This window comes from Rhizobacter sp. P2_H3, from assembly GCF_056403355.1.
This window is the reverse complement of record NZ_JBFUFQ010000078.1, coordinates 1-25,574: the sequence shown is the minus strand read 5'-3', so window position 1 is coordinate 25,574 and position 25,574 is coordinate 1. Positions and strand designations below refer to the sequence as shown.

At 70.6% G+C, this 25,574-nt stretch carries 24 protein-coding genes; 17 read left to right on the top strand and 7 right to left on the bottom strand.

Annotated elements, in window-relative coordinates:
- The coding region (locus AC1D1T_RS16170; protein WP_477992149.1) for an MFS transporter at nt 1-1,285 on the top strand (1,285 nt) is incomplete at its 5' end.
- On the opposite strand, the gene AC1D1T_RS16165 is transcribed toward AC1D1T_RS16170, so the two are convergent.
- The 3 genes from AC1D1T_RS16165 to AC1D1T_RS16155 are packed head-to-tail and all read right to left on the bottom strand — an operon-like array spanning nt 1,242 to nt 3,460.
- Entirely contained in the window at nt 1,242-2,480 is a 1,239-nt protein-coding gene (locus tag AC1D1T_RS16165; protein ID WP_477841304.1) for an MFS transporter, read from the bottom strand. The genes AC1D1T_RS16170 and AC1D1T_RS16165 overlap by 44 nt on opposite strands.
- A complete protein-coding gene (locus AC1D1T_RS16160; RefSeq protein ID WP_477827410.1) occupies nt 2,477-2,863 on the bottom strand; it encodes a hypothetical protein in 387 nt (128 codons plus the stop codon). Before AC1D1T_RS16160 ends, AC1D1T_RS16165 begins: the two co-directional genes overlap by 4 nt.
- A 12-nt stretch (nt 2,864-2,875) precedes the next feature.
- Nucleotides 2,876-3,460, bottom strand: a complete 585-nt coding sequence (locus AC1D1T_RS16155) for an RNA polymerase sigma factor (protein WP_477827411.1) — start codon at nt 3,458-3,460, stop codon at nt 2,876-2,878.
- Between the two features lie 119 nt (nt 3,461-3,579).
- On the opposite strand from AC1D1T_RS16155, the gene AC1D1T_RS16150 reads away from it, so the two are divergent.
- The 12 genes from AC1D1T_RS16150 (at nt 3,580) to AC1D1T_RS16095 (ending at nt 14,777) form a co-directional block, all read left to right on the top strand.
- On the top strand, nt 3,580-4,506 hold the full coding sequence (locus AC1D1T_RS16150; RefSeq protein WP_477827412.1) for a LysR substrate-binding domain-containing protein: 927 nt from the start codon (nt 3,580-3,582) through the stop codon (nt 4,504-4,506).
- A gap of 202 nt (nt 4,507-4,708) precedes the next feature.
- Nucleotides 4,709-5,530, top strand: coding sequence for a transporter substrate-binding domain-containing protein (locus AC1D1T_RS16145; protein WP_477992148.1), 822 nt, complete (start codon nt 4,709-4,711; stop codon nt 5,528-5,530).
- A gap of 14 nt (nt 5,531-5,544) precedes the next feature.
- Entirely contained in the window at nt 5,545-6,348 is an 804-nt protein-coding gene (locus tag AC1D1T_RS16140; protein ID WP_477828561.1) for a transporter substrate-binding domain-containing protein, read from the top strand.
- A gap of 6 nt (nt 6,349-6,354) precedes the next feature.
- Nucleotides 6,355-7,572 carry an aminotransferase class I/II-fold pyridoxal phosphate-dependent enzyme gene (locus tag AC1D1T_RS16135; RefSeq protein ID WP_477828560.1) on the top strand — a complete coding sequence of 406 codons (1,218 nt, stop codon included), beginning with the start codon at nt 6,355-6,357 and terminating at the stop codon, nt 7,570-7,572.
- Nucleotides 7,565-8,311, top strand: coding sequence for an amino acid ABC transporter permease (locus AC1D1T_RS16130; protein WP_477841310.1), 747 nt, complete (start codon nt 7,565-7,567; stop codon nt 8,309-8,311). Before AC1D1T_RS16135 ends, AC1D1T_RS16130 begins: the two co-directional genes overlap by 8 nt.
- On the top strand, nt 8,269-8,985 hold the full coding sequence (locus AC1D1T_RS16125) for an amino acid ABC transporter permease (protein ID WP_477829205.1): 717 nt from the start codon (nt 8,269-8,271) through the stop codon (nt 8,983-8,985). The genes AC1D1T_RS16130 and AC1D1T_RS16125 overlap by 43 nt, the downstream gene beginning before the upstream one ends.
- Complete coding sequence (locus AC1D1T_RS16120; protein WP_477992147.1) at nt 8,972-9,787, top strand: amino acid ABC transporter ATP-binding protein; 816 nt, start codon at nt 8,972-8,974, stop codon at nt 9,785-9,787. Before AC1D1T_RS16125 ends, AC1D1T_RS16120 begins: the two co-directional genes overlap by 14 nt.
- Before the next feature lie 23 nt (nt 9,788-9,810).
- Nucleotides 9,811-10,530, top strand: coding sequence for a glutathione S-transferase family protein (locus tag AC1D1T_RS16115; RefSeq protein ID WP_477826505.1), 720 nt, complete (start codon nt 9,811-9,813; stop codon nt 10,528-10,530).
- Nucleotides 10,527-11,147, top strand: a complete 621-nt coding sequence (locus AC1D1T_RS16110; protein ID WP_477826504.1) for a cysteine dioxygenase family protein — start codon at nt 10,527-10,529, stop codon at nt 11,145-11,147. Before AC1D1T_RS16115 ends, AC1D1T_RS16110 begins: the two co-directional genes overlap by 4 nt.
- Nucleotides 11,144-12,352 (top strand): cystathionine beta-lyase, encoded by a 1,209-nt coding sequence (gene metC, locus AC1D1T_RS16105; protein WP_477845036.1) that lies wholly within the window; start codon nt 11,144-11,146, stop codon nt 12,350-12,352. The genes AC1D1T_RS16110 and metC overlap by 4 nt, the downstream gene beginning before the upstream one ends.
- Nucleotides 12,349-13,926: a rhodanese-like domain-containing protein gene (locus AC1D1T_RS16100; protein ID WP_477826502.1), complete on the top strand. Its 1,578-nt coding sequence runs from the start codon at nt 12,349-12,351 to the stop codon at nt 13,924-13,926. The genes metC and AC1D1T_RS16100 overlap by 4 nt, the downstream gene beginning before the upstream one ends.
- A complete protein-coding gene (locus tag AC1D1T_RS16095; protein ID WP_477826501.1) occupies nt 13,923-14,777 on the top strand; it encodes a class I SAM-dependent methyltransferase in 855 nt (284 codons plus the stop codon). Before AC1D1T_RS16100 ends, AC1D1T_RS16095 begins: the two co-directional genes overlap by 4 nt.
- 13 nt (nt 14,778-14,790) lie before the next feature.
- On the opposite strand, the gene AC1D1T_RS16090 is transcribed toward AC1D1T_RS16095, so the two are convergent.
- The gene (locus AC1D1T_RS16090; protein WP_477843453.1) at nt 14,791-15,663 is read right to left on the bottom strand and encodes a PhzF family phenazine biosynthesis protein; all 873 of its coding nucleotides are present in this window, start codon (nt 15,661-15,663) and stop codon (nt 14,791-14,793) included.
- Nucleotides 15,664-15,831: 168 nt separating this feature from the next.
- Here AC1D1T_RS16090 and AC1D1T_RS16085 point away from each other — a divergent pair, with 168 nt between their 5' ends.
- Together AC1D1T_RS16085 and AC1D1T_RS16080 are read left to right on the top strand one after the other, a co-directional pair.
- Nucleotides 15,832-16,689, top strand: coding sequence for a LysR substrate-binding domain-containing protein (locus AC1D1T_RS16085; protein ID WP_477992146.1), 858 nt, complete (start codon nt 15,832-15,834; stop codon nt 16,687-16,689).
- 136 nt (nt 16,690-16,825) lie between these two features.
- Nucleotides 16,826-19,507: a TonB-dependent receptor plug domain-containing protein gene (locus AC1D1T_RS16080; RefSeq protein ID WP_477992145.1), complete on the top strand. Its 2,682-nt coding sequence runs from the start codon at nt 16,826-16,828 to the stop codon at nt 19,505-19,507.
- A gap of 16 nt (nt 19,508-19,523) precedes the next feature.
- Here AC1D1T_RS16080 and AC1D1T_RS16075 read toward each other — a convergent pair whose 3' ends face one another.
- The 3 genes from AC1D1T_RS16075 to AC1D1T_RS16065 all read right to left on the bottom strand — a co-directional run bounded on the left by AC1D1T_RS16075 (nt 19,524) and on the right by AC1D1T_RS16065 (nt 23,996).
- Nucleotides 19,524-21,851, bottom strand: coding sequence for an alkaline phosphatase family protein (locus AC1D1T_RS16075; RefSeq protein WP_477992144.1), 2,328 nt, complete (start codon nt 21,849-21,851; stop codon nt 19,524-19,526).
- A 91-nt stretch (nt 21,852-21,942) separates the two neighbouring features.
- Entirely contained in the window at nt 21,943-22,893 is a 951-nt protein-coding gene (locus AC1D1T_RS16070) for an ABC transporter substrate-binding protein (protein ID WP_477825830.1), read from the bottom strand.
- Nucleotides 22,894-22,904: 11 nt separating this feature from the next.
- On the bottom strand, nt 22,905-23,996 hold the full coding sequence (locus AC1D1T_RS16065) for an LLM class flavin-dependent oxidoreductase (protein ID WP_477992143.1): 1,092 nt from the start codon (nt 23,994-23,996) through the stop codon (nt 22,905-22,907).
- A 176-nt stretch (nt 23,997-24,172) separates the two neighbouring features.
- Here AC1D1T_RS16065 and AC1D1T_RS16060 point away from each other — a divergent pair, with 176 nt between their 5' ends.
- On the top strand, nt 24,173-24,739 hold the full coding sequence (locus AC1D1T_RS16060; protein WP_477825828.1) for a cysteine dioxygenase family protein: 567 nt from the start codon (nt 24,173-24,175) through the stop codon (nt 24,737-24,739).
- 18 nt (nt 24,740-24,757) lie between these two features.
- Nucleotides 24,758-25,574 (top strand): rhodanese-like domain-containing protein (locus tag AC1D1T_RS16055; protein WP_477992142.1); only part of this gene is annotated, 817 nt, incomplete at its 3' end.

Sequence of the window (25,574 nt, the reverse complement as noted above, 5' to 3'; positions counted from 1 at the left end):
GCTCGACGGCGCGATCGCCAACGTCGCCCTGCCCAGCATCGCGCAGCAGCTGCACGCCGCGCCGGCCGACGCGGTCTGGATCGTCACCGCCTACCAGCTGGCGATCGTGATGTTCCTGCTGCCCGCGTCTGCCGTCGGCGAGCGGCTGGGCTACCGCCGCGTCTTCACCGCCGGGATCGCGCTGTTCACCGTGGCGTCGGTGCTGTGTGCGCTGGCGCCGTCGCTGCCCTGGCTGGTCGCGGCCCGATGCCTGCAGGGCCTGGGCAGCGCGGCGGTGATGCCGCTGGGGCTGGCACTGCTGCGCTTCACCTATCCGCGCCGCTTGCTGGGCCAGGCGATCGCCTGGAACGCGCTGACGGTGGCGGGCGCCTCGGCGGCCGGGCCGGCCGTCGGCGCGGCCTTGCTGTCGGTCGCGAGCTGGCCGTGGCTGTTCGCGGTGAACCTGCCGGTCGGCGCGTTGGTGCTGGCCGCCTGTGCCGGGCTGCCGAACCCGCCCGGTACCGGGCGCCGCCTCGACATCGCCAGCATCGCGCTCAACGCGCTGATGTTCGCCGCCTTCGTGCTGGGCAGCGACTGGCTGCCGTCGTTTCCGTGGTACGGCGCGGCCTTGCTCGCCGTGTCGGCCGTTTCGCTGGTGCTGCTGGTGCGGCGCGAGATGCCGAAGGCGGCGCCGCTGATCCCGCTCGATCTTCTGCGGGTGCCGTCGTTCCGCATCTCGGTCATCGCGTCGGTGTGCTGCTTCACCGGGCAGATGATCGGCTACGTGTCGCTGCCGTTCTACTTCCAGCACGAGCTGGGCCTGGGTGTGGCCGCCACCGGCCTGCTGATGACGCCGTGGCCGCTGGCGGTGATGGTGGCCGCGCCCTTGTCGGCGCGCCTGGCCCGGCGCGGCGTGCCGACCGCGTGGCTCTGCGCCATCGGCGGGGCCTGCCTCTCGCTCGGCCTGGCGCTGTGCGCCGCCTGGCCGGTTCACGGCGACCCCTGGCTGCCGATGGTGATCTTCACGAGCCTGACGGGCCTCGGCTTCGGGTTCTTCCAGACACCCAACAACCAGAACATGCTGCTCGCCGCGCCGAAGGAGCGCAGCGGCGCGGCCGGCGGTGCGCAGGGCACCGCGCGGCTGACCGGGCAGACGCTCGGCAGCCTGTCGATCGGGCTGCTGTTCGCGCTGCTGCCGTCGGTGAGCGCGGTGCACTGGGGCCTGGCGCTCGGGGCGGTGGCTGCGCTGGCCGCCGCCGTGATCAGCCTGCTGCGACGCTCTTCTGCAAGCGCCACAGCAGCATGAACGACACGATCGACGCGCCCACCACGACGTGCCCGATCCGGTCGAAATGCTGCAGCCGGCCGTCGGCCCCCAGCGTGACGATGTGGCCGGCGATCACCGACGCGACGCCGCCCGACAACTGCTGCACCGACGCGCTGATCGCGTTGAACGCGCCGCGCTGCGCCGGTGTCGGAACGCCCGCCACGATGGCCTGGAACGGGATCATCCGCGAGAAGATGCCGACGAACAGCACCGCGTTGACCGCGATCAGCACCGGCAGCGGCACCGGGTCGAGGTGCGTGTAGATCTCCACCATCGTCATCGACAGCAGCGTGCCCACCGTGAACACGCGGAACTTGCCGAACCTGTCGGCGGCCCGCCCGATCAGCGGCCCGAACACGATGGTGCACAGCCCCGTCACCAGGTAGATCGTCGGCAGGCTGTGCATGCTGATGCCCAGGTTGTTGACGGTGAAGGCACTGCTGAACGGCATCAGCATGAAGCCGCCGGTGGTCAGCAGCGCGGTCGTCGCGAACGCCAGCAGGTGGCGCGGCACGGTCACCGTGTGCAGCAGGTGGCTGAAGGCGCCACGCTCCTGCGGCAGTTTCAGGTGCGCATCCACCGGCTGCAGCCGCCAGGCCACCACCAGCCCGCCCACCAGGCCGAGCGCGGCCATCGCGAAGAAGGGCATGTGCCAGTCCCACCGGCTCGACAGGTACAGCCCGGCCGGCAGGCCCAGCACCTGGCTGGCCGCGAACGCGGTCTGGATCAGGCCCATCACGCGCCCGCGCATCGACGCCGGGAACAGGTCGGTGGCAATCGCGAGCACGATCGAGCCGATCACGCCGCCGAACAGGCCGGTGACGATGCGCGCTGCCAGCAGGCTCTCGAAGGTGGGTGACAGCCCGCACCACAGCGTGCCCAGCACGAAGCCGGTGTAGAAGAACAGCAGCAGCTTCTTGCGGTCGAAGCGGTCCGCGAAACCGGCCGTCAGCAGCCCGGCCGCACCGGCGCTGAACGCATAGGCCGAGACGACGAGCCCGAACTGCTTCGGCGTGATCGACAGCGCCGGCATGATCAGCGCGCCGAGCGGCGCCATCAACATGAAGTCGAGGATGACCGCGAACTGCAGGAACGCGAGCAGCCCCAGCACCACCTTCTGGTACGGCGAGAAGGCCTGCGGCGGCGCCGGGGGCGCGAGGGAAGGAGTGCTCATTCAGGGGCTCCGGTGCGGGCGTCGGCGGGCGGGCGGGTGTCGGGGCGATTGTCAGGGCGAATTCCGCGGCGGAACTGCTCGCGCTCTTCAGGTGTCATCGCGTGCCAGTCGGGGCCGCAGCGTCCGCCGGACCGGTGCCCGAAGCGGTGGCCGAACCGATGGCCGTGCCAGCCGCCGTGCCAGCCACCATAGCCGCGGAAGCCGCCGAACAGGATGCGGCACAGCACCAGCAGGCCCAGCGCATGCGGGTAGTCGATCGCCTGCGCACCGGCCAGCAGCCCGGGGATCACCGCATTCCACAGTGCCATCACGACACCGCCCAGCGCGGCGATTGCGACCAGGCCCAGCACGAAGCGCCCGAAAAACATGGCCTTGAATCTCATCATCGTTCTCCTTCAATCGTCCAATTCGTCGTAGATGGGTTGCAGCCGCGAGCGCAGGTAGAGCACCGCGTAGCGCTTGCGGGCGAGCAAGGTGTTGAGCGGCACGCCGGTCTGCGTAGCCATCTCCTTGAAACTGAGGCCGTCGAGCTCGTGCGCGACGAACACCTCGCGCTGGTTGGCCGGCAGGTCGTCGAGCGCCTGTTGCAACGTGCCCAGCAGCACCGATCGCGCATAGGCCGCCTCCGGCCCGCCRTCCGGGTCAGGCAGCGCCAGGTCCAGCCGCATGTCCGTGTCGTCCGGATCGCCGCTGTCGACCAGCGGCTCCTCGCGCTTCTTGCGGAAGCGGTCGACGATGCGGTTGCGCGCCACCTGGAACAGCCAGGCGCTCACCTGCTCGATCGCTGACGGCAACCGGTACGCCTCGACGAACTCCTCGAGCACGTCCTGCAGGATGTCTTCGGCGTCGGTCGGGTCAGCCACGCGGTGCCGGATGAACGCGCCGAGCCGGCCGGACTCGCGGCGCACGGTGGCGGTGATGTCTTGCTCGTGATCGGGGTCGGGTGCGGTCACGAGGGCAGGGGGCGTTGGCGGATCCATGCCTGGGAAGACGTTCCAGGCGGCGGGATATTGTGCGGCCGCATATCGATCTGCGCACACGGTCGTTCCCGGCCGGCGCCGTGGCAGCTACCGTCCCCGGCCGCTTCCACCGCAGCCCCATGTCCAGCCCATCCCCACGCGCACCCGCCACCTTCGACCTCGAGCTGCTGCGCAGCTTCGTCGCGGTCGTCGATGCCGGCAGCTTCGCCGCGGGCGGCACGCGGCTCGGGCGCACGCAGTCGGCGGTCACGCAGCAGATCCAGCGGCTGGAGCTGCAGGCCGGCCTGCCGCTGTTCCAGAAGGAGGGCCGCCAGAAGCTGCTGACCGACCCCGGCCGGCAGTTGCTGCGCTATGCGCGCGAAATGCTCGCGCTGAACGACGAGGCGGTGCACACGCTGGCCGACAGCGGGCTGCGCGGCTCGCTGCGCATCGGCTCGCCGCACGACGTGGCCGACACGCTGCTGCCGGGCCTGCTCGGGCGCATCGCGCGCTCGTCGCCGCACCTGCGGCTGGAGATCAACGTCGGCCGCAGCCCGCACCTGATGGAGTCGCTGCAGCGCGGCGAACTCGACATGACGATCTCGACCCGCGAGGACAGGGCCCTCGAAGGCATCCTGCTGCACCGCTCGCCGACGGTGTGGCTCAGCGCGCTGCAGTTCAAGCCGTCGCCGCGCGAGCCGCTGCCGCTGATCCTGATCGACGAGCCGAGCATCTTCCGCCGCCTCGCGCTCGAGGCGCTGGACCGCGCCCGCGTGCCGTGGCGGCTGTCGTACTCGTCGTCGAACCTGATCGGCGTGAAGGCCGCATTGCTGGCCGGCCTGGGTGTCACCGCGCGCAGCATGGAACTGCTCGGCCCCGAACTGCGGGTGCTCGGCGAATCCGACGGCCTGCCGCGCCTGCCCGAGGTCAGCTACCACCTGTGGGTGCGGCCGAACACCGCGAACCCGGTCGCGCGCCAGGCCTTCGAGCTGATCCGGAACACGCGCAGCCTGCCGGCGAGTGGGGCGCGTGCCAATGCATCAGCGCGGCAGGCGAAAACATCGTGAACGCTGATGTGTCGGGGCAGGGCATGGCTGCATCGGTCGACATCCCATGCATTGCAGATCAATCACTTGCACGCGTTCTGATGGCGATCGCCACCCGTCGCAACGCCTTCATTCATAAGCATATGAGCCGTGCAAGGTTCACGGCGACCGGCCTGCTTCCTACGATGCGCCTCCACATCCACGCTCCCCAACGGACCTCCCCATGACCCTCGCTTCGCTCGCACGCCTCGCTGTCGGCGCGCTCGCCCTGGCCACCGGTGCGGCCCAAGCCGACGCCACGCTGGACAAGATCCGCAAGGAAGGCCGCATCGTCGTCGGCGTGATGATCAGCGGCGGCCCGTTCGGCGCGATCGATCCGGCCACGCAACGCTTCGTCGGCTGGAATCCGGAGCTGGCCCGCGAACTGGCACGCGGCCTCGGCGCGCAGCTGGAGGCGGTGCAGGTGCTGCCGTCCAACCGCGTGCAGTTCCTGCAGGCCGGCAAGGTCGATGCGCTGATCGCCGCGATGGAGCTGACGCCCGAGCGCATCGAGATCCTCGGCTACGCGCCGACGCCGCACTACCGCGTCGGCGGCACCGCGGCGGTGCTGAAGAGCAGCGGCATCCAGCGTTGGGAAGACCTGCGCGGCAAACCGGTGTGCCTGTCGCAGGGCAGCAGCTACGCGAAGCCGCTCACCGAGCTGTACGGCGCGCAGGTGAAGGGCTTCAAGGGCTCGTCCGAATCGCTGCTCGCGTTGCGCGGCGGCAACTGCATCGCCGCGGTGCACGACACCACGCTGCTCAACCCGCTGCTGAAGGACAACCCCGAGTRGAAGGACTACGCCGCGCCGCTGCCCGAGCTGAACCCGGCGCTGTCGGTGATCTGGGTCCGCAAGGGCGAGACCGACACCATCGCCGCGATCGACAAGGTGGTGCAGGGCTGGCACCGCAGCGGCTGGCTGATCGACACCGAGAAGCGCCTGGGCATCACGCCGCCGAACCCGCTGCTGCCCGAGCTGCACGCGAAGCTGAAGGCCGCGCCGTGAAGCGCCTGGCCCTCATGGCGGCCGCGCTGGCGGCCTTCGCAGTGGCACTGCCTGCACAGGCCGATGCCACGCTCGACAAGCTGCGCAGCCGCGGCAAGCTCATCGTCGGCGTCGTGCTGTCGGGCCCGCCGTTCGGCAGCATCGATCCGGCGACGCAAAAGCACGTCGGCTACAACGTCGAGCTGGCCGAGGCCGTCGCGGCCGGCCTGAAGGTCGGCGTCGAGACGGTGCAGGTGCAGCCGTCGAACCGCGTGCAGTTCCTGCAATCCGGCAAGGTCGACATCCTGATCGCCAACATGCAGTGGACGGCCGAGCGCGCCGAGATCCTCGATTTCGTGCCGACGCCGTTCGAAGAGGTCGGCGGTGCCGCGATCGCCCGCAAGGGCGCGGGGCTGAAGAGCTGGGCCGACCTGCGCGGCAAGACGGTGTGCGTCTCGCAGGGCTCCAATTTCACGAAGCCGCTGGAGGAGCTGTACGGCGCGCAGGTCAAGGCCTTCCGCGGCCAGCCCGAATCGCAGCTCGCGTTGCGCGGCGGCAACTGCGTGGCCGCCGTGCACGTCAGCCCGACGCTGCAGCACCTGCTGGCCACCAGCCCCGAGTGGACCGACTACGAGCTGCCGCTGCCCGGCGACCTGATCCCGTCGCCGTCGGTGATCTGGGTGCGCAAGGGCGAGGGCGACACCCGCGCGGCGATCGACCGCATCGTGCAGCAATGGCACCGCAGCGGCTGGCTGATCGAGGTCGGCAAGCGCAACGGCATGCCGCCGACTCGCAAGCTGAAGGAGCTGCACGAGCAGTTCCGCAAGACGCCTGCCTGACCCGACATGCTGCAACTGTCGAAACGCGTCCGGCGCATCCGCCTGTCGCCGAATGCTGCCGCCGGCCAGCGCGCGAAGGACCTCGCCGCGCAGGGCCGCGACATCCTCGTGCTGACCTCCGGCGAGCCCGATTTCGATACGCCGGCGCCGGTGCGTGCGGCCGGCATCGCCGCGATCGAGGGCGGCCAGACGCGCTACACCGCGATGCCGGGCATCGCGCCGCTGCGCCAGGCGATCGCAGCGCAGCTCGCGCGTGCGCAGGGCCTGGATGTGACTCCGGCGCAGGTCGTCGTCTCGAACGGCGCGAAGCAGGTGCTCTACCAGGCGCTGGCCGCGACGCTCGACCCCGGCGACGAGGCGATCGTGCCGGCGCCGTACTGGCCGGCCTTCATCGACATGGTGCTGCTGTGCGATGCGAAGCCGGTGATCGTGGCGACCACGCCGGCCAGCGGCTTCAAGCTGACGGCCGCGCAGCTCGCCGCGGCGCTGACGCCACGCACCCGCGTGCTGATCCTGAACTCGCCGGGCAACCCGAGCGGCGCGGTCTACGGCGAGGCCGACTGGCTCGCGCTGGCCGAGGTGCTGCGCGCGCATCCGCAGGTCGTCGTCGTGCTCGACGAGATCTACGAACACATCCGCTTCGACGACGCGCCGGCGCGCCACCTGCTGGTGCTRGCGCCCGACCTGGCGCCGCGCACCGTGCTCGTCAACGGCGCGTCGAAGACCTATGCGATGACAGGCTGGCGCGTCGGCTGGGGCATCGCGCCGCTGCCGCTTGCGCAGGCGATGACGGCACTGCAGTCGCAGGTGTCGTCGGCACCGAGCGCGATCAGCCAGGCCGCGGCGCTGGCCGCGATCGAGGGCGACCAGGGTTTCGTGCGCGAGGCGGCTGCCGCCTACCACCGTCGGCGCGACATCGTCGTCGACGGGCTGGCGCGCGTGCCGGGGCTGCAACTGCTGCCGCCGCAAGGTGCCTTCTTCGCGTTCGTGCATGTCGGCGGCCTGATCGGGCGCCGCAGCGCCGGTGGCCGCGTACTGCGCACCGATGCCGACGTGACCGACTGGCTGCTGGACGAGGCCGGTGTCGCGGTCGTCGACGGCGCGTCGTTCGGGCTGTCGCCGTACATCCGCCTGTCGACCGCTGCGGCCGACGAGGTGCTGCACGACGCGGTGCGGCGCATCGCCGAGGCCGTGGCCGCGCTGCCGGAAGGCCGGCATGGCTGACGCGCTGCTGCAGGCTGCCGTCGCGGCGCTGAAGCCGCTCGGGCTGAACTACGCGTTCGTGCTGGATGCGGGCGAGCGCTCGGCCTTCCTGCGTGGCATGGGCGTCACGCTGGAGCTGTGCGTGGCGGTGATCCCCGGCAGCCTCGCGGTGGGCATCGCGCTCGCCGCGGCGCTGACCAGCGGGCGCGCCTGGCTGGCCGTGCCGGCACGCGCCTTCGTCGAGGTGACGCGCAACACGCCGACCCTCGTGCAGCTGTACTGCGCTTTCCTGGTGCTGAACATGCTGATCACGCAGCAGTTCAGGCAGTTCGGCGCCGGCAACCCGCTGACGCCGTTCGTCTGGGTCTTCATCGTCGTCTCTCTGCACAAGGGTGCGTTCCATGCCGAGGCGCTGCGCGCCGGCATCCAGGCGGTGCCGGCGGCCATGCTGGAGGCAGCACGCTCACTCGGCTTCAGCCGGCGCCATCTGCTGTGGCGCATCGAGATGCCGCTCGCGCTGCGCTTTGCGCTGCCGTCGCTGGTGAACAACGTGGTCGACCTGGTGAAGATGACGGCGGTGGCCTCGGCGATCGCGGTCGGGGACGTGACCTACGAGTCGATCATGATCTGGACCAACCGCGACAACGTGCTGGAACTGCTGCTGCTGATCCTGCTGTACTTCGGCGCGCTGACCTGGGCGGTGGCTCGGGCCGGGCGCTGGCTGGAAGGGCGCTTGCGCATGCCGGGATACGGGCAATGACGGCGCTGGAGCACCTGTGGCAATGGATGCCTGCGCTGCTGCACGGCATGGCCGCCAACATCGGCATCAGCCTGCTGGCGGTGGCGCTGGGCACGCTGGTCGGGTTGGTGATCGGCGCCGCCTCGCTGTCGCACGCAGCGCTGCTGCGGGGCTTCACACGAGTGTGGGTGCAGCTGTTCCGCAATGCGCCGGTGCTGGTGCTGATCTATTTCACGACCTACGTGTTCCCGTTCGAGATCGGCCCGGCCGCGTGGCGGCTGCCGTTCCCCGACTGGCTGAAGGTGGTGCTGGGTCTCGCGCTGCCGACCAGCGCCAACGTGGCCGAGATCTTCCGCGGCGCGGTGCAGTCGATTCCCTCCGCACAGTGGGAGGCCGCGCAATCGCTCGCGATGCGGCGCGCCCAGGTGTTCCGCGTCGTGATCCTGCCGCAGTGCCTGCGCCGCATGCTGCCGCCGTGGATGAACCTGTACGCGAGCATCGCGATGAGCACCTCGCTCGCGTCGCTGGTGGGCGTGCACGACCTGGTCGACACCGCGCAGATCGCGAGCAACACCGTCGCCCGCACCGATTTCACCGTGCTCGTCTACGGGGCGATCCTCGGCTTCTTCTTCGCCTACTGCTACCCGATCGCCCGCTTCACGCAGGCCCTGGAAAAACGCCATGCCTTCCGTTGACGAACCGCTGGTCTCGCTGGACGACGTGCACCTGTCCTTCGGCGACAACGAGGTGCTGAAGGGCATCTCGCTGCAGGTGAAGCGCGGGCAATCGGTCTCGATCATCGGGCCCTCGGGCTCGGGCAAGTCGACGCTGCTGCGCTGCATCACCGGGCTGATCCGGCCGCAGCGCGGCGAGATCCGCGTCGGCGGCACGCGCGTCGACCAGCTGCGCAGCGAGGCCGAGTTCATCGCGCTGCGCAAGCGTGTCGGCTTCGTGTTCCAGCAGTACAACCTGTTCCCGCACCTGAGCGTGCTCGACAACCTGCTGATCGCGCCGACGCTGGTGGCCGGCCGCGACCGGGCCGAGGCACGGCGCGAGGCACTGGCGCTGCTCGACAGGGTGCGGCTGCTGCACAAGCAGGACGCCTGGCCGGGCGAGCTCTCCGGCGGGCAGCAGCAGCGCGTGGCCATTGCGCGGGCGCTGGCGATGCGCCCGGAGCTGATGCTGTTCGACGAGGTCACGTCGGCGCTCGACCCGGAGACGGTCGGCGAGGTGCTGCACGTGATCCGCGAGCTGGCGGCCGAGGGGCTGAGCTGCGTGCTGGTGACGCACGAGATGCGCTTTGCCGAGGAGGTCAGCGACGAGGTGGTCTTCACCGAGGCCGGCCGCGTCGTCGAGCACGGCCCGGCCGCCCGCGTGTTCCATGCGCCGACCAGCGAGCGCACCCGCGCCTTCCTGAACCGCAGCCTCGACCCGTCGCGCGCGCCGGTGCTGCCGCAGGTGCCCCTCGAACTCGCGGGCTTGCGATTCGCCATCTGATCTCTTCTTCACCACCCCCACCCATGATCGACTTCTACTACTGGCCCACCGGCAACGGCATGAAGATCGCCATCGCGCTGGAAGAACTCGGGCTGCCGCACACCCCGTACCCGCTGAACATCCGCACGAAGGAGCACCACACGGCGGCGTTCGCGGCGCTGAACCCGCACCGCCGCACGCCGGTGATCGTCGACCACGCGCCGTTCGGCGGCACGGCGCCGCAGACGGTGGTGGAGTCGGGCGCCATCCTGCTGTACCTGGCCGGCAAGACCGGCGCGCTGCTGCCGCCGGACGAGGCCGGGCGCTGGCAGGTCACGCAGTGGCTGTTCTGGCATGCCGCGCACCAGGCGAGCGGGCTCGGCCTGCTGCAGCGCTGGCACGAGGGCGAGGCGGCCGGCGCGAGCGATGCGCAGCGCGCCGCCGCGCGCGACGAGGCGCAGCGCCTGTACCGCACGCTCGACGACCGGCTGCAGGGCCGCGAGCACCTGGCCGACAGCTACTCGATCGCCGACATCGCGGTGTTCCCGTGGATCCAGCCGCTGCGCCACCACCTGCAGCTGAGCGATTTCCCGAACTTGCAGCGCTGGCAGCGCCGCATCGCCGCGCGGCCTGCCGTGCGCCGCGCCTACGAGCGCGGGCTGCAGATCGCGCCGCAGGAGAAGGCGCTGCAATTTTCACCACGCACATCGCCGCGTGCCTCGCCCTTGCATCCCGATCACGACGACCGAAAGGCACTCTCATGAGCCAGGCCACTCCCGAATCCCGCCGCGCCGAAGCCGTGCGCACGACATTGACCGCGGTGCGCAGCGAACTCGCCACCGGCGCCCCCGACCGCGCCGCGCTCGCGCGCATCGCCGCGCTGCTCGACGGCCTCGCGCAGCGCCCCGAGCTGTTCCCGAGCGCCACCTTCCCGCCGCCGGCCGAATCCGAAGGCGTCGGCGCATCGACCCGCTACCGCCTGAACCCGGCCGACGGCGACGACGACATCGCGCTCTACCTGAACTCGATCAACCCGGGCAAGACCACGGTGCCGCACAACCACGACACCTGGGCGGTGATCGTCGCGATCGAAGGCGACGAGGTGAACCGGCTGTACCGCCGCACCGACGACGGCCGCGACCCGGCGCGCGCGCAGCTGGTGCTCGACCGCGAGTTCACCGTGAAACCCGGGCAATCGATCCAGTTCCTTGCGCAGGACATCCACAGCATCCACGTCGGCGGCACGCGGCCCACGCTGCACTTCCACTTGTACGGCCGCCCGCTGGAGACGCTGACCGGCCGCGTCGGTTTCGACCTGGCGACCGGCGCGGTCACCAACTACAACGCGACGCAGATGAAGCCGAGCAAGGTGGTGGCATGACGGACCCGGCAGCGCAACCGTCAACCCGTCTGCTGCACGCCGGCGCGCCGCCGCTGGCGGGCGGCACCGGCCCGATCAACACGCCGGTGGTGCGTGCGAGCACGCTGCGCTTCGAGAGCATGGCGGTGCGCGAGGACCTGCTGCTGCGCCGCTCGGCCGGCGAGGACGTGGCCTCGTACGGCATCCACGGGCTCGACACGCACCGCGCGCTCGAGGCCGCGCTGCGCGAGCTCGAAGGCGGCGAGCGCGCGCTGCTCGCGCCATCGGGCCTGGCCGCGATCACGCTGGTGCTGCTGGCGGTGCTGTCGCCGGGCGACCACGCGCTGGTCTGCGACAGCGTCTACAGTCCGCTGCGCCGTGTCGATGCGCAGCTGTTGCGCCGGCTCGGCATCACGCTGGAGTACTTCTCGCCGGCACGCGACGACCTGGCCGCGCGCATCCGCCCCGAGACGCGGCTGCTGTACCTCGAATCGCCGGGCTCGCTGCTGAACGAGGTGCTCGACCTGCCGGCGCTGGCCGCGGTGGCGCATGCACGCGGCGTGACCGTCGCGGTCGACAACACCTGGGGCGCGGGCTGGCTGCACCGGCCGCTCGACCTCGGTGCCGACATCTCGCTGCAGGCCGGCACCAAGTACATCGGCGGGCATTCGGACCTGATGCTGGGCACCGTGGTGGCGAACGGCGCCGAGCTGGTGCGGCGCCTGGTGCAGACGCATGAATCGCTGGGGTTGACGATCGGTGCCGACGATGCCTGGCTCGCGCTGCGCGGGCTGCGCACGCTGCCGGTGCGGCTGGCGCAGCACGAGCGGCATGCGGTCGAGGTGGCGCGCTGGTTGCAGGCGCAGCCGCAGGTGGCGCGGGTGTTCTTCCCGGCGCTGCAGGACGATCCCGGGCATGCGCTGTGGCGGCGCGATTTCAGCGGCGCGAACGGGCTGCTGTCGTTCGAGCTGGGAGACACCGATCCGCGGGCCGGCCAGGCGTTGGTCGATGCGCTGCAGGTGTTTCGCATCGGCGCGTCGTGGGGCGGCTACGAGAGCCTCGCGCTGCTGGTCGCGCCGGAACGGCTGGCCGAGCACAGCCTGTGGACCGGCCTCGCGCAGCCGCGCGGGCCGCTGGTGCGGCTGCACGTCGGGCTGGAGGATCCGCGCGACCTGGTCGATGACCTCGCGCAGGCGCTTGCGGTGGCACGGAGGGTTGCAACATGAGCCGCACGATCGATGCCGCCACGCTGAAGCAGTGGCTGAAGGACGGCGGCGAGATCGCACTGCTCGACGTGCGCGAGCACGGCGTGTATGGCGAGGGCCATCCGTTCTTCGCGGTCAGCGTGCCGTACAGCCGGCTGGAGATCGACGCGCCCCGGCTGGTGCCGCGGCGCACGACGCCGGTGGTGCTGCTGGACGATGGCGACGGCATTGCGCAGCGTGCGGCGGTGCGGCTGGCAGCGCTCGGCTACATCGACGTGCGCCTGCTCGACGGCGGCGCGCCGGCCTGGCAGCGCGCCGGCTACACGCTGTTCAAGGGCGTCAACCTGCCGTCGAAGACCTTCGGCGAGCGGGTGGAGCAGGCCTTCGGCACGCCGCACCTGTCGGCGCAGGAGCTGCAGCTCCGGCTGGCCGGCGACGACCCGCCGCTGCTGCTGGACGGCCGCACCTTCGACGAGCACCGGCGCATGACGATCCCCGGCGCGGTCTCGGTGCCGAATGGCGAGCTGGTGCGCGAGGTCGGCGCGCTGCTCGGCGGCGACACGCGGCGCACGGTCGTCGTGCACTGCGCCGGCCGCACGCGCAGCATCATCGGCGCGCAGATCCTGCGCCAGCTCGGGTTGCCGAATCCGGTGCTGGCGCTGGAGAACGGCACGCAGGGCTGGGCGCTCGCGGGCTTGTCGCTGGAGCGCGGCAGCACGCGCCGGCCCGCGCCTCACAGTGCCCAGGCGGCGCTGTCGCACTGGCCGGTGCGGCGCCTGCCGGGGCGCAGTGTGACGGCGGCGCAGGCCAGCCGCTGGCTCGCCGAGGCGGCGCGCACCACCTACCTGTTCGACGTGCGCTCGGCCGAGGAATTCGCGCAGGGCAGCCTGCCGGGGGCACGCCATGCACCGGGCGGGCAGTTGCTGCAGGCGACCGATCTGTACGTCGGCACGCGGCATGCGCGCATCCTGCTCGTCGATGACGATGGCCTGCGCGCGCCGGTGGTCGCGCACTGGCTGTGGTTGCAGGGGCATGACGCGGTAGCCGTGGACGGGGGCATTCGGGCGGCGTTGCAGGTGCCGTCGACTGCATCGGCGGATGTGCCGGAGGTACCGCGGCTGGATGCCGAGGCGCTGCGCGAGCGGCTGCAACGCGGTGCGCTGCTGTTGGACCTGCGCGGCAGCCTCGCGCACCGGGCAGGACATCCGCAAGGCGCGCAGTGGACGATCCGCCCGCAGGTGGTGGAAGCGGCCCGAAAGGCCGGGGCAGGGCGTGCGCTGGTGCTGCTGAGCGACGAGCCGCGCATTGCCGACCTGGCTGCACTGGACCTGCGCGAGGCAGGCTTCACCGACCTCGCCCAGGCCAGCCTCGCCACCAGCGCCGAAGCCGGCCTGCCGACGGTGACGAGCCCCGACGAACCGTCCGATGCACAGGCCATCGACCACCTGTTCTTCGTGCACGACCGCCACGACGGCAACCTCGATGCGGCACGCCGCTACCTCGCGTGGGAACTGGGCCTCATCGCACAATGCGACGCCGACGAACTGGCGACCTTTCGCCTCGATCCGGCGGCCCTCGAACGGGAGATCCGATGAACGACCTGATGACACGGCGCGGCGTGTTGAGCCTGCCGCTGCTTGCGTTGCCGCTGGCAGCTTGCACCTCGACGCCGGCCGTGGCCGACGCGGATGCCGATGGCGCGCGGCTCCGCGCGGCGCTGGCCGGTGCGCAACGCAGCACCGCGAACCGTGCGCGCGATGCGGCACGGCACCCGTACGAGACGCTGCGCTTCTTCGGCCTCAAGCCCGGCCAGACGGTGGTCGAGATCGCGCCGGGTGGCGGCTGGTACACCGAGGTGCTGGCGCCGTACCTGCGGGAAGACGGGCGCCTGTATGCGGCGCACGAGCCGGCTGATGCCCAGGACGAGTACGCGCGGCGATCGCGGCAGCGCTTCGTCGAGAAGCTCGCGAAGGAACCGGCGGTGTACGACCGCGTGGTCGTCGGCGAGCTGCCGGCAGCAGGCAACCGGCTCGGCGGCATCGCACCGTCGGGTGGTGCCGACATGGTGCTGACCTTCCGCAACATCCACAACTGGATCGAGGCGGGGCGGCTCGATGCGGTGCTGCAGTCGTTCCACGCGGTGCTGAAGCCGGGCGGCGTGCTCGGCGTGGAAGAGCACCGCGCGCCGCCGGGCACCACGCTCGAACGCACGATCGCGACCGGCTACGTTCCCGAGGCGCTGGTCATCGAGCGCGCTGCTGCGGCCGGCTTCGTGCTGCTCGACCGCAGCGAGGTCAACGCGAACCCGCTCGACACGCGTGACCATCCGAACGGCGTGTGGTCGCTGCCGCCGACCTTGCGCGGTGGGGCGGTCGACCGCGACCGCTTCGTCGCGATCGGCGAGTCGGATCGCATGACGCTGAAGTTCGCGAAGCGCCGCGGCTGAGGTTGGCGCCCTCTCAGACCGTCAGCACGCCCTTGAACACCACGATGCCGCTGCCCGAGAGCTCCGGTTCGGGGTTCAGGCGCACCTGCAGGAAGCTGGGGCGCCCCATGCGCGTGCCTTGCTCGATCAGCAGCGCCTGGTCCGGCAACAGCCCTTCGTGCCCGAGGTAGGCCGCCAGGGGCCCGGCCGCGGTACCGGTGGCAATGTCTTCCCACAGGCCGATGGTCGGGTTGAAGAACCGCGCATACGCGCGCTGCGGCGCGGCAACGTCGAACGCGTAGACGTAGCAGCCCTCGGCACCGGCGCCTCGCAGCACCGGCAGCAGGGCTTGCGCGGCCGGCTGTGCGCGATCGACCGCGGCTTCATCGGCCACGCGAACCATCAGGTGGGCGGCACCGGTGTCGGCCGCGCGCGGCGCAGGGTGCGGCAGCACGTCGGCGGGTTCGAGGCCGAGGGCCCGGCTCAACGATTCCACGTCGACGCCGGCCGGCAGCAGCGTCAACGGCGACTGCCGCATGCGGCCGTGCACCTGGCCGCCGCGCCGTTCCAGCGTGATGGGCAGCACGTCGCGGCCGAGTTCCTGGTGGAAGGTCTGCGGCGTGTCCAGCGGCCCGAGCTGCCCCTCGTGCGCCAGCCACAGCCAGGCGCCCAGCGCGTTGTGCCCGGCACCGGACACCTCGACACCGCTGGCCGTGAAGGAACGCAGCCGCCTATCGGCGCGATCGCTGCGCTGCAGGAAGGTGGTCTCGGCCTGGTTGAACTCGCCGGCGATGCGGCGCAGCAATGCATCGTCGAGACCGTCGGCCCCTTCCACGACCGCCAGCGGGTTGCCGGTGAGCGGCGCGTGGGCAAACACGTCGATGAGTCCCGCGGTCAGAACAGTCATGACATGGCTTTCGGTGTGCAGGAGAGGTGAAGCTGGCTCATCATCTGGCCCTTGGGTGGTAGGGCCTCCAGCGTAGCGTTGGCTGGGCCGCCGCTCAAGTTCACATTCTTCAGCTTCAGATGAAGCATCCTCATCATGACGCGCTATATCCTGCCACCCCTGTCCCCGTTGAGAGCCTTCGAGGCTGCCGCGCGCCGCGCCAGTTTCAAGGCAGCGGCCGCGGAGCTGTTCGTGACGCCGACGGCCATCAGCCACCAGATCCGCCAGCTCGAAACCTGGCTCGGCGTGCGCGTGCTTGACCGCACGCCACGCGCCGTCACGCTGACGCCCGAGGGCCTGCTGCTGTACCGCGCCACCGTGCTCGGCTTCGGCGAGATCGGCCGGGTCGCTGCGCAACTGCGTGACGGCCTCTCGGCGAAGGCGCTGACCCTGTCGACGACCACCGCGTTCCTGAGCCACTGGCTGGTGCCGCGCCTCGATGCGCTGCGCGGCCTGCTGCCCGACCTCGACCTGCGGTTGCACGCCTCGCAGGCGGTCGTCGACCTGGCACCGGGTGGCGTGGAGGTGGCGATCCGCTACGGCGCGGGCCTGTTCGCGGGTGTCGAGTCGACGTGGTTGAAGGACGACCTGTTCGCCCCGGTCTGCAGCCCGCTGCTGAAGATGCGCGGACCGGCCGACCTGCGCCGCGCCGCGTTGATCCACGTCGATGGCCGCACCGCGCAGCAACCGGCCCCCGGTTGGCGCGCGTGGTGTGAACGGGCCGGCATCGCCGGCGTCGACACCGACGCCGGCGTTCGTTTCAACGACAGCCAGCACGCGGTGCAGGCGGCGGTGGCGGGAGGCGGCATCGCCCTCGTCAGCCTGGTCCTGGTGGCCGACGCGCTGGCGTCGGGCCTGCTGGTCCAGCCCTTCGCCGTCACCTTGCCCGGCGCGGCGTACCACTTCGCCTGCGCGCCCGGCCTCGGTGAGCGCCCGGATGTCGTGGCGCTGCGGGGCTGGTTCCAGCAGGCGCTGTCGGCAGCGTAGCGAAGTCCATCACAACCGGTCGACACACTTCCTCACTGCGCCCTCGCTCTCCGCGTTTGCATGTGAGCTTCCCTTCGTTGTGTCCCCCGATGTCGGTGCGTAGCCTGCGGTCACGTTTTTTCGTGACCCATCCAACATGCCTTCATCCAGACGACCCCTGCTCGGCGCGCTGCTGCTCGCCGCCATCCCCTCCGTACACGCCGCCGAGCCCGAGGGCCAGAGCCTGCCCGGCGTGCAGATCACCGGCTCGCGCCTGGTGCGCGCCCAGGCCGAAGGGCCGACACCAGTCACGGTGATCAAGGGCACCGACATCGAACGGCTCGGCTACCGCAACGTGTTCGACGCGCTGTCGGCGCTGACGCAGAACACCGGCTTCACGCAGGGCGAGGACTTCGGCAACACCTTCACGCCGGCCGCCAACGCGATCAGCCTGCGCAGCCTCGGCCCGAACCACACGCTGACGCTGCTCAACGGCCGCCGCGTCGCCGACTACCCGACCGCCTACGACGGCGAGGTCAACTTCGTGAACCTCGCCAACATCCCGTCGGTGCTGATCGACCGCATCGAGATCCTCGACGGCGGCGCCTCGGCGGTCTATGGCTCCGATGCGATCGCCGGCGTCGTCAACGTGATCCTGAAGCGGCAGACCGACGGCATCCACCTGAACGTGAAGGCCGGCACCACGCAGCAGGGCGGCGGCGAGAACCTGCGCGTGCAGCTCAGCGGCGGCATCGCGAGCGACGCCGTGACCGGCATCTGGGGCCTGGAGCTCGGCAAGCGCCAGCCGATCTGGAGCCGCCAGCGCGACTTCATGGCCGACACCACGCGGGCCGGCGCCGCGCCGACCGCGATCGCGTCGCGCCGCAATGCCGACACCGGCGCCTACGTCGACCCCGGCACCGCCTGCGATGCGCTCGGCGGGCTGTTCGACGGCAGCACCCAGCACTACCAGGCGGGCAGCCGCAACTACTGCGCGAGCGGCCGCGCCCAGCCCACCTACTGGACCACGCAGACCGGCAACCAGACCGCCAACCTCGGCGGCCTGTTCGACATCGCTCTGAGCGCGAAGACCACGCTGTTCGCCGAGGCGCTGCTCGGCGTCGCGAAGACCGAGAACAACACCCGCGGGCCGAACTGGACCTCGCTCGGCGCGAGCAGCAGCTACTTCCGCAATGCCAATACCGGCGACCTGGAGACCTGGACGCGCCGCCTCGCCCCCGAGGAACTGGGCGGCGTGACGCGCTTCAACCGCGAGTGGCGCGACACCACCGGCAACCTCGCGCTCGGCGCGCGCGGCGAGCTGGTCGACGGCTGGAACTACGAGGTGGCCTACAGTGCCTCGGGCTACCGCAACAAGACCGTCACGCCGCGGCTGCTGGCCACGGTCGACAGCTTCTTCCTCGGCCCGCAGCAGGGCACCGATGCCGATGGCATCCCGATCTACGCCCCCGATCCGGCGCGGCTGTACACCCCGTTGACGGCGGCCGAGTTCGGCTCGATCAGCGGCGCCAGCAACGGCGACAACCGTTCGTGGAACCACAGCCTGGGTGCCAGCGTGCACGGCGAGCTGCTGCAACTGCCGGCAGGCCCGCTGCAACTGGCCGCTGTAGCCGAGATCGGCTCGCAAGGCTTCAGCAACCGCTCGGACCCGCGGCTGGGGCAGGGCGTGTTCTACAACACCAAGGAGGTGGCCGAGGTGAAGGGCACGCGGCAGCGCCAGGCGCTGGGCGCCGAGCTGAACGCACCGCTGTCGCACGAGGTGACGGCCACGCTCGCCGGCCGCTACGACGACTACGCGTTCGCCGGACGGCATGACGACAAGCTGACCTGGCAGGCCGGGCTGGAGTTCAGGCCGAGCCGCGAGCTGCTGCTGCGCGCGAACCACGCGACCAGCTTTCGTGCGCCGGACATGAGCTACATCTACACCGCCGAAAGCCGCGGCTACTACGCGTCGTCGACCGACTACCTGCGCTGCGCGCAGGCCGGCCAGCCGGTGGCGACCTGCGAGTTCGCGAACCTGTCGCCCGGCTTCAACTACGTCAGCAACGGAAGCGCCGACCTGAAATCCGAGAACGGCCGCAGCTGGGGGCTGGGCGCGTTCTGGTCGCCGAGCGCGCAGTTCGAGGCCTCGATCGACTTCTGGAAGATCCGGATCGACAACCTGGTCACGACGCTCGACGCCGACAAGCTGTTGCGCGACGAGGCCGATTGCCGCAGCGGCGCGCGCGACCCGGCCAGCCCGAGCTGCCTCGACACCTTCTCGCGCGTGCGCCGCAACCCGGCGAATGCGGTGGTGCGGCCGGGCGAGGTCTACGAGATCGCGGTCAATCCGATCAACGCCGCGCAGGAGAGCACGCGCGGCTTCGACCTCGGCGTGCGCTGGCGCTGGGCCACCGAGGGCTGGGGCCGCTGGGTGGCGGGCGCGAAGTACACGCGGGTGCAGAGCTTCACGTACCAGCAGTTCGCCGGCGACACCGCGACCAACCAGATCGGCACGCGCGATTTCGCGGGCTTTCCGACCAAGCTGGTCGCGACGCTGGACGGCACGTTCGGCGACTGGGGCGCCACGCTCACATCAAGCCGCTACGGCCGCATTGCCGATGGCGACGAGGGGTTCKTTCCGCCGCAATGGCTGCACAACCTGAGCGGCAGCTACCAGTTCGCGAAGGGCACGCGGCTGACGCTGATCGTCAACARCGTCGCGAACAAGACGGTGCGCGACGACACCGGCGGCTGGCCGTTCTACCCGGTGGGCTTCTACAGCGCCCACGGGCGGCAGGGCTGGGTGGAGTTCGAGCACGTGTTCGGCGGGGTCTGAGCCCGCGACCTCGGCGTCACCGTGGCGGTTCCCYCACGATGCGCGTCACCAGGGCACCCAGCCCGGACAGCGTCCTCACCTCGTCCAGCGCCTTGTAGACGTCCTCGCCGGCGGCGGCGCTTGCGTTCGCCGCGAGCGGCTGCCGGGAGAGGAACTCACGGACCATGCGCGACGCGATCTCACGTTGCAGCCCGGAGGGCGGCGGATCCATCGCCGGCTCCTCGGCGATGGCGGCCAGCGCGGCGGCGCTGGGCTTGATCTCCGGCCTGTCGGTGCGCGGCGTGCTGCGCGTCAGCACCGACTCGAAGGTCGGCGCGTTCTGCACGCGGTTGCCGAGCTGCCAGTCGCTGCGCGGAATGCCCATCATCGTCAGGATGGTGGCGATGACCGAGGCGTGGTCGAACGGTGTCGCGGGCCCGGCCCGGAAGACGGTGTTGGCCTCGATGTAGGGGGACACCAGGATCAGCGGGACGCGCACGCCGTAGCGGTCGAAGCCGAAACCGTGCTCGCAGAGCGTGGGGGCAGGCGTGGCCGAGCCTTCGCCCCATGGCACGGCGGCATGCCAGGGCGGTGCGACGTGGTCGTAGGTGCCGCCGTGCTCGTCGAAGTTGATGATGAGCAGCGTGTCGTTCCAACCGGGGCTGGACCTCAGCGCATCCAGGATGTCGCTGACGAATTGCTCGCCGGGTGCGACGTTGCGCGGCGGGTGGTAGTCGTTGCCTTGCGGCCCCATGCCGTCGCGCGTGTAGCCATAGCCCCACTTGGGTTCCAGGAAGCACATGGAGGGCAGGGCGTTCGTTCTCGCAAGACGGTAGAAGGTGTCGATGGTGTCGAAATGAGGGTCGTACTTCGAGTCGCTCAGCTGGGTCAGGATGTCGCGGGTGAAGCACTTGCCGCCCGCGAACCACCAGGATTCGCTGGCGAAGACCATCCAGTCATCGGGTGACTGCAGTCCGGCGTCGTACATCGCGTTGAACATCGTGCGCTGGTTGAAGTAGAGCCAGTTCTTGCCGATGGACCACATGTTGTTGTTCACCCAGGCCTGCAGCGCGCCGGTGTCCGGGTCGGGCGCCAGCGAATTGCCGGTGGCGGCGAAGGCGCGGTTGCAATTGGTTTGCGTGGGCACCGACGAGAAATACGCATCGGACACCGCATAGTGGCGCGCGGCGCCGTTCAGCACCGGCAGCTCGGCGGGCGTGTAGGTCTGCATGACCTCGTCGAGCCCGTAGCGCCAGCTGTCGCCGGCGAAGTCCTGGTAGAAGCCGCCCATGCCGGCCACCTGGTTCGGGGCCGGGTTCGAGGGGCTCGAGAAGAGCTGGTTGTTGACGTGCACGTAGTCTTCATTGGGATCGCACTCGGGCACCCAGCTGTTGCGGGTGCCCTTGCGGACCCAGTGCCTGACCCCGTTGGCGCCCAGGTTGTAGTAGGTCTCCGGGCGCAGGCCGTTGTAGTCGGGCTGGTTGTTGCCGAGCGGCGCGATGACGCGATCCGGGCGCTTGCCGTCCGGATAGAGCCAGCCCAGCACGTTGTCGAGCGAGCGGTTCTCCAGCATCAGGTAGACGATGTGCTTGATGCGCGACGGCACGTTGTTCTGCACGCCGAACAGGATGCCGTCGCTCGTCATGAAGACGTTGGTGTACCCGCTCCAGCCGCCGCGGCCCACGAGGTTAGCGCCGCGCCAGTCTTCGGTGCCGTCCTCCCAGCCCTTGTGCTGGTACCAGTAGAGGTTGCCGTCGGGCGTGATGCCGTACAGCGTGCCGTCGCTGGTGGCGAACACGCTGGCGTACTTGCGCCAGCCGCCGCGCCCGACGAGGTTCTTGCCGATCCAGCGCTCGCTGCCGTCCTGCCAGCCTTCGTGGCGGTACCAGTAGAGGTYGCCGTCGGGCGTGATGCCGTAGAGCACGCCTTCGCTGGTGGCGCACACGCTGACGTACATGCCCCAGCCGCCGCGGCCGACGAGCTTTCGTTCGCTCCACCGCTCGGTGCCGTCCTGCCAGCCGGCGTGGTGATACCAATAGAGGTTGCCATCCCAGCCGACGGCGTAGAGGATGCCGTCGCTGGTGGCGAAGACGGTCCGGTAGTCGGCCCATCCACCCCGGCCGACGACCTTGCTCTCCCAGCGCTCGGTGCCGTCCTGCCAACCGGCGTCGCGGTACCAGTGCAGGTTTCCGTCCCAGCCGATGGCGTAGAGGATGCCGTCGCTGGTCGCGAAGACGGACTTGTATTCCTGCCACCCACCGCGGCCGACCAGGTTCTTGCCGGTCCATCGCTCGGTGCCGTCTTTCCAGCCATCGTGGCGGTACCAGTAGAGGTTGCCCAGGGTGGAGTTGGCATCGATGCTCATGATCGGCCTCGCCGAGAGTGGATGAGCGCACATTCTCGGAAGCAGGTCGGCGCGGGGATACGTGCCGGGCCTGAAGACTTCTGAATTCGCATCAGGCGGCCGGCGCGAATCCTCCGTCGAAGGTGTTGCGCACCTCGAGCCGCTGCTTCAGCAGCCCGGCCTCGAGGTAGAAATCGGCGGTGGCCTGCTGGTCGGCGAGCACCTGGGCGTCGACCGCGATCCAGCGCTGCTGGCGGCGTTCGAACTGCAATCGCGCCGCTTCAGGCGGGATGCCGATGATGCGGGCGAGCGCGGCCGAGAACTCCGGCACGTGCTGGTACGACCAGCGCTGCGCACGCACCACGCGCTGCGCGAAATCCTGCAGCACGGGGCGCTTCGCGGCGATCGCGCTGTCGGTCGCGGCCAGGAAGCTCAGGCCCGACGACAGCCCGCGGCCATTGACCAGCACGCGGGCGTGGCCTGCCGTCTCGGCCAGCGCGGTGTAGGGCTCCCAGGTGGCCCAGGCGTCGACCGAGCCCTGCGTCAGCGCGAGCTTGGCCTCGGCCGGCGGCAGGAAGCGGAAGGTGTCGGCATCGGCCTTCAGCCCGGCCGAGGCGAGCGCCTTCAGCGCGATGTGGTGGCCGATCGAGCCGCGGTTGGTCGCGATGCGCTTGCCTTTCAGGTCGGCCGCGGTCTTCAGCGGCGAGTCGGGGCGCACCAGCACGGCCGTGCCGTACGGGTCGGAGCGGTTCACGCCGATCGCCTTCACGCGCACGCCGTTCGACAGCGCGAAGATCAGCGGTGCATCGCCGATCGGGCCCAGGTCCACCGCCTCGGCGTTCAGCGCTTCGGCCAGCGGTGCGGCGGCCGGGAACTCGGCCCACTGGATGTCGTACGGGAGGCCCTGCAGTTCGTTCGCGGCTTCGAGCAGCGCGCGCAGGCCGCCTTTCTGGTCGCCGGCCTTCAGCAGCACGCGCTCGGCGGCGCGCAAGCGGCCTGCGCCCAGGGTGGCCGCGGTACCGATCAGCAGGTGGCGCCGGGTGATGGAGGTGAAGGTGCTCATGTCGTGCTCCTTCACGCGGCACGCCGGTTGCCGGTTGCGAGCCGTTCGGTCACCAGCTGGCGCGTGCGGGGGATCAGCTCGCGGCCGTAGTCGATGGCGTCTTCCAGCGGGTCGAAGCCGYGGATCAGGAAGGTGGTGACGCCCAGCGCGTGGTAGTCGAGGAAGGCCTCGGCCACCTGCTCGGGCGTGCCGACCAGCGCGGTGCTGTTGGAGCGGCCGCCGGTCTCCTGCGCGATGGCCGTCCACAGGCGCTTGTCGACGCGCGAGCCTTTCGCAGCGGCCGCCAGCAGGCGCTGCGCGCCCACGCTCTGCTGCGGCCCGCCGCGGCTGTAGCCGGCCTGCACGCGCAGCCGGCGGGTCTCTTCGAGGATGTGCTCGGCGCGCGCCCAGGCCTTGTCTTCGGTCTCCGCGAGGATCGGGCGGAACGACACCGAGAAGCGCACGCTGCGCCCATGCTTGGCCGCCTCGGCGCGCACGCGGCCGGTCAGTTCGGCCACCTGGTCCAGCGATTCGCCCCACAGCGCGTACACGTCGGCATGCTTGCCGGCCACCGGGATCGCCGCATCGGACGCGCCGCCGAAGTAGACCGGCACGTGCGGCTGCTGCAGCGGCTTCACCTCGGAGAAGCCGGCCTGGAAGCGGTAGTGCCTGCCGTCGTGGTCGAAGGGCTTGTCCTCGGTCCAGATGCGGCGCAGCAGCGTCAGGTATTCATCGGTGCGCTCGTAGCGCTGGTCGTGCGTCAGCCAGTCGCCATCGCGCCGTTGCTCGTCGTCGGAGCCGCCGGAGATGAAGTGCACGCCCAGGCGCCCGCCGCTGAACTGGTCGAGCGACGCGATCTGGCGTGCCGCCAGCGTCGGTGCGGTGAAACCCGGCCGGTGCGCCAGCATGAAGTGGATCTTCTCGGTGTGCGCCGCCGCGTACGCGATCGTCAGCGTGGCGCTCGGGCCGGTGGAGTGGTGCGGCACCAGGATGCGGTCGAACCCGGCCTGCTCGTGCGCCTGCGCGAAGCGGCGCACGTAGTCGCGGTCGATCGCCGGGCCTTGCGCGGCATGCGTCTCCGAGACTTTCTGGGTCTGGATCATGCCGATGAATTCGATGCTCATTGCGGTGTCCTGCTGTCGGGAGATGACGAAGAAGGAGGACGGTAGCGACGATGGTGCGAGCGTCGCAAATAATGATTTCAGGGCTGGATATGCGATCTGCACGATTCGCAGAAGGCGCGTGCGCGTGTAGCCTGTGCGGCTTGGCTCCCGTTGGCGGCCAGGAAGGAGACTCGACGATGCGAACCGATCATGGCGACCGTGTGCTGCAGGACTTCATCGACCAGGTGTCGCACCGGCTCGACGAGCGCACCGATGAGGCGGCCGTGCGCCGCGATGTCGGCGCGCTGCTGGCCGACCTGGTCGCGCACGACGACTGGCTGCCGGCCTCGCACGCGCAGCCCGGTGCCGACCGCTACCGGCAGTACCTGCTGCACCGCGATCCGCGGGCGCGCTTCTCGGTCGTCAGCTTCGTGTGGGGGCCCGGGCAGGCGACGCCGATCCACGACCACACGGTGTGGGGGCTGATCGGCGTGCTGCGCGGCGCGGAGCTGTCGCAGGGCTACCGCTTCGCCGGGCCCACCAAGCTGGTGCCGGCCGGCGCGCCGGTGCGGCTGGAGCAGGGGGCGGTCGATGCGGTGTCGCCGAGCGTCGGCGACATCCACCGCGTGGCCAACGCCTTCGACGACCGCACCTCGATCAGCATCCACGTGTATGGCGCCGACATCGGCGCGGTCGAGCGCTCGGTCTACACCGAGGACGGCCAGCGCCGCAGCTTCGTGTCCGGCTACTCCCCGTTGCCTTGATTCATTGACCTCTTCACCATGACCGACACCACCGTGATCCCCGCCCTGAACCCCGTCGACGTGCATGCCGCGCTGCTGGCGCGCGACGAGATCGCGCTGCTCGACGTGCGCGAGGAAGACCCGTTCGCGCAATCGCATCCGCTGTGGGCGGCCAACTTTCCGCTCGGCCGCCTCGAGCTCGACGCCTGGGGCCGCATCCCGCGGCGCGACACGCGCATCGTCGTCTATGGCGAGGGTGCGGATGATGCCGTGCGCGCCGCGCAGCGCCTGCGCAGCCTCGGCTACACGCAGGTGCACGTGCTGGCCGGCGGCCTGGCGGGCTGGGCCGCCGCCGGGCTGGAGCTGTTCCGCGACGTGAACGTGCCGAGCAAGTCGTTCGGCGAGTGGGTGGAGGAGGCGCGGCACACGCCGTCGCTCGCGGCCGAGGAGGTGCAGGCGCTGCTCGATGCGAAGGCCGACGTGGTGGTGCTCGATGCGCGCCGCTTCGACGAGTACCAGACGATGAACATCCCCGGCTCGACCAGCGTGCCGGGCGCCGAGCTGGTGCTGCGCGTGCGCGACCTCGCGCCGGATCCCGCCACGCGCGTGATCGTCAATTGCGCAGGGCGCACGCGCAGCATCATCGGCACGCAGTCGCTGGTGAACGCGGGCATTCCGAACCCGGTGAGCGCGCTGCGCAACGGCACGATCGGCTGGACGCTGGCCGGGCAATCGCTGGAGCATGGCGCGGCACGACGCTTCGGGCCGGCGAGCGCGGCGGCGCGCGATGCGGCGCGACACGATGCGCGGGCCGTGGCCGAGCGCGCCGGCGTGCGGCGCATCGGGGCCGCGCAAC

What these genes read in the sequence shown, in the direction of transcription:
- AC1D1T_RS16165 (WP_477841304.1), bottom strand. Translation starts at nt 2,480, where the DNA reads ATGAGCACTCCTTCCCTCGCGCCCCCGGCGCCGCCGCAGGCCTTCTCG.
- AC1D1T_RS16160 (WP_477827410.1), bottom strand. Translation starts at nt 2,863, where the DNA reads ATGAGATTCAAGGCCATGTTTTTCGGGCGCTTCGTGCTGGGCCTGGTC.
- AC1D1T_RS16150 (WP_477827412.1), top strand. Translation starts at nt 3,580, where the DNA reads ATGTCCAGCCCATCCCCACGCGCACCCGCCACCTTCGACCTCGAGCTG.
- AC1D1T_RS16140 (WP_477828561.1), top strand. Translation starts at nt 5,545, where the DNA reads ATGGCGGCCGCGCTGGCGGCCTTCGCAGTGGCACTGCCTGCACAGGCC.
- AC1D1T_RS16130 (WP_477841310.1), top strand. Translation starts at nt 7,565, where the DNA reads ATGGCTGACGCGCTGCTGCAGGCTGCCGTCGCGGCGCTGAAGCCGCTC.
- AC1D1T_RS16120 (WP_477992147.1), top strand. Translation starts at nt 8,972, where the DNA reads ATGCCTTCCGTTGACGAACCGCTGGTCTCGCTGGACGACGTGCACCTG.
- AC1D1T_RS16115 (WP_477826505.1), top strand. Translation starts at nt 9,811, where the DNA reads ATGATCGACTTCTACTACTGGCCCACCGGCAACGGCATGAAGATCGCC.
- AC1D1T_RS16110 (WP_477826504.1), top strand. Translation starts at nt 10,527, where the DNA reads ATGAGCCAGGCCACTCCCGAATCCCGCCGCGCCGAAGCCGTGCGCACG.
- metC (WP_477845036.1), top strand. Translation starts at nt 11,144, where the DNA reads ATGACGGACCCGGCAGCGCAACCGTCAACCCGTCTGCTGCACGCCGGC.
- AC1D1T_RS16100 (WP_477826502.1), top strand. Translation starts at nt 12,349, where the DNA reads ATGAGCCGCACGATCGATGCCGCCACGCTGAAGCAGTGGCTGAAGGAC.
- AC1D1T_RS16095 (WP_477826501.1), top strand. Translation starts at nt 13,923, where the DNA reads ATGAACGACCTGATGACACGGCGCGGCGTGTTGAGCCTGCCGCTGCTT.
- AC1D1T_RS16090 (WP_477843453.1), bottom strand. Translation starts at nt 15,663, where the DNA reads ATGACTGTTCTGACCGCGGGACTCATCGACGTGTTTGCCCACGCGCCG.
- AC1D1T_RS16070 (WP_477825830.1), bottom strand. Translation starts at nt 22,893, where the DNA reads ATGAGCACCTTCACCTCCATCACCCGGCGCCACCTGCTGATCGGTACC.
- AC1D1T_RS16060 (WP_477825828.1), top strand. Translation starts at nt 24,173, where the DNA reads ATGCGAACCGATCATGGCGACCGTGTGCTGCAGGACTTCATCGACCAG.